Source organism: Pseudarthrobacter oxydans (genome assembly GCF_013314975.1).
GTDB lineage: Bacteria > Actinomycetota > Actinomycetes > Actinomycetales > Micrococcaceae > Arthrobacter > Arthrobacter oxydans.
In genome coordinates, this window is sequence record NZ_JABTYH010000071.1 from 1 (window position 1) to 2,614 (window position 2,614).

The following is a 2,614-nucleotide window of genomic DNA, read 5'->3' on the forward strand; positions in this document are numbered from 1 at the left end:
GCCCGCCTACTCCTCAGCAAAGGACTTCGAACCATGAATGACGCAATCCGCATTTCCAGCCCCGCCGACATCCTCGGCTTCATCCCGCACTCCCTCGGGTTCGTACCGCGTGAATCCTTTGTGTTCCTGACCATGCGGGGCAAGACGCTGGGCGCGACACTGCGCGTGGACGTCCCCGCGGTCGCGGAACCCGCCGGTTTCGCCCGCTCCATGGTGGACTACCTCGCACTGGACACTCAGGCAACCGCGGTGCTGCTGGCCATTTACACTGCCAGCACCCCCGCCCTCGGAGAGCCCCGCCCCTTCCACGACCACGTCGAAGCCGTCATCGACGCGCTGGACACCGGAGGCACCCCGTTGCAGGACGCTTGGCTGGTCACCCCGTCGCACTGGCAAAACCTGCTGTGTGACAGCGACGCCGGGTGCTGCCCGCCCGAACCGCTGGAGTCCATCACGGACGGGCAGCTGAACGCGGAACTGGTGTTCCGTGGCAGCAGCTACCAAAAGACGCCCGGCACCAGTTACGCGCCGTTCGCAGGCCCGGCAGAGAGGGAGGAGCAGATCCGTCACGCGCTCCCAGGTGTGCTCGGCGCGGAGCTGGCTCCGGGCCGGGAACTGTGGGCCGAGGCCCTGACCCGCGACGGGTGGACGGATCCGCAGACGGCGGTGGAGCTGCTGGCATGCTTCCAGCGCCCGGACCTGCGCGACACGTTGCTCTGCAACGTGATCGACCCGGAACTGCCGGACGCCGAGGGAAGCGGGAATCTGCTCGTGGGGGAGGGTATCGCCCCGGACTGGGACCGAGTGGACCGGGCGCAGGAAACTGCCCGGGATCTCATTGACGCCGCGCCGGAAGGCTACCGGGCGCCCCTGCTGACCCTGATCGGATGGCTGGCGTACCTCAAAGGCCAATCATCAGTAGCCGGAGACCACTTCAAGCTCGCCCTGACTGACACGCCAGGCTACCGGCTCGCGGAACTCATGGACCAACTGGTGAGCCGGGGAACCATCGCCCCCGTCGCCAAGAACCAGGACACCGCCTACAAGCGGCACCGCTAAACGGGTGGGGGCCGGGCCGGGACAACGGTCCGGCCCCATGGGTGCGGGGGCGGCCTCCCCCGCGTGCGCACTGAGGAGAATTGCAACTGTGGCAGGGCAGTAGTTCCTGGCTTACCCGCATGTTGACGTTCGGCACAGGACCGGATCTGTATTGGAGGAGATTTGTCGGTTCGATTGCTCTGCCCGTCTCGAACCAAAGGTTTGGCTATGGCGAGCCTGATGTTTGGAGACAGGCCAACTGCCGAGAATGAGACTGTGGCAGGGGAGCAGTTCCTGACTTGCCCGCTGCGTGACGTTCGGTACTTGGTGCATGAATCTGTCTATGCGGAGATCTGTCGGTACAGCTGTCCTGCCACTCACCTAGGGCGACCGGGCCGGACGGAGTCGTGACTTGATAGGAACGTGCAGCTTAGCTTTTCAGTGCTTTGTCCGCCCGGCCCGGTCAATCGTGCTCGCCATTCTCAACCTCGACAGGAATGAGGCGGCATGACTCTGACAACGACACACCCCGCCAAGGCTGTAACCATCGGAGTGGACACCCACCAGCTGGTCCACCATGCAGCTGCAGTAGATCAGGACGGGCGAATGCTCGGCGACCGAGAATTCCCCTCGGACCGCGGGGGCTACCAACAACTGCTGGACTGGGCAGCAAGCTTCGGCATCATCAACGCATTCGGCATCGAATGCACCGGATCCTACGGCGCGGGCCTGACCCGGCACCTTCTCGCGGCAGGGATCGATGTCGTAGAGGTAAACAAGAGCCACTCTCAAGTCCGTCACCGCGTCGGTAAGAGCGACGCTGTCGACGCTGAAGCTGCTGCCCGCAAAGTTCTCTCTGGTGAATGCACAGATCCAGCGAAGGACACCACCGGAGCGGTCGAAGCAATCCGCAATCTTCACCTGGTCAGAGACTCTGCGATCAAGGCCCGCAGCGCGGCATGTGTTCAGCTGCGGGATGTTCTGCTCACCGCACCGGATCATCTCAGGACCAGGCTGACCGCCAGAACCCTCGAGGGCAAAGCCACTCAAGCCCGCGCCCTGCGGCCGGATCTGAGCCGGATCCACGAGCCCGAGCAGGCAGTGAAATACGCACTGCGGGAGCTCGGCCGCCGCGTTTACGAGCTCACGGCCGAAATCAACGAGGTAGACAAGCATCTGACTCGGCTGGTCTCCGCCGTGGCACCCAACACCCTGGCGCTGCCCCAAGTCGGCCCCGTCAGTGTCGCCCAACTACTCATAACCGCCGGTGAGAACTTCGAGCGCTTCCGCAACGAAGCCGCGTTCGCCCGGCTCTGCGGCGTCGCTCCCATCCCCGTCTCCTCCGGGAAATCACACCGCATGCGGCTCCACCGGGGAGGCAACCGCCAAGCCAACAGGGTCATCTACCTCATAGCCATCTGCCGACTTCGCTATGACCCAAGGAGCCAGGCATACCGTGACCGCAAACGTGCTCAAGGGCACTCATCAGCCGACGCCATCCGCTGCCTCAAACGCTTCATCGCCCGCGAGCTCTACTACAGCCTCAAAAGGGACCTGACCCAGACAAGATAAGGGC

The 2,614-nt window shown here is 64.1% G+C and carries 2 protein-coding genes; both read left to right on the plus strand.

Annotated features, from left to right (window positions below; genetic code table 11):
- The first annotated feature begins 33 nt into the window (after positions 1-33).
- Positions 34-1,059 carry a DUF4192 domain-containing protein gene (locus tag HTS88_RS21865; protein WP_174182280.1) on the plus strand — a complete coding sequence of 342 codons (1,026 nt, stop codon included), beginning with the start codon at positions 34-36 and terminating at the stop codon, positions 1,057-1,059.
- Positions 1,060-1,545: 486 nt separating this feature from the next.
- A complete protein-coding gene (locus tag HTS88_RS21870) occupies positions 1,546-2,610 on the plus strand; it encodes an IS110 family RNA-guided transposase (protein ID WP_013603094.1) in 1,065 nt (354 codons plus the stop codon).
- Positions 2,611-2,614: the final 4 nt, after the last annotated feature.

Bases quoted from the DNA above. Each gene is read 5' to 3' on its own strand.
- HTS88_RS21865 (WP_174182280.1), top strand. From the start codon at position 34: ATGAATGACGCAATCCGCATTTCCAGCCCCGCCGACATCCTCGGCTTC.
- HTS88_RS21870 (WP_013603094.1), top strand. From the start codon at position 1,546: ATGACTCTGACAACGACACACCCCGCCAAGGCTGTAACCATCGGAGTG.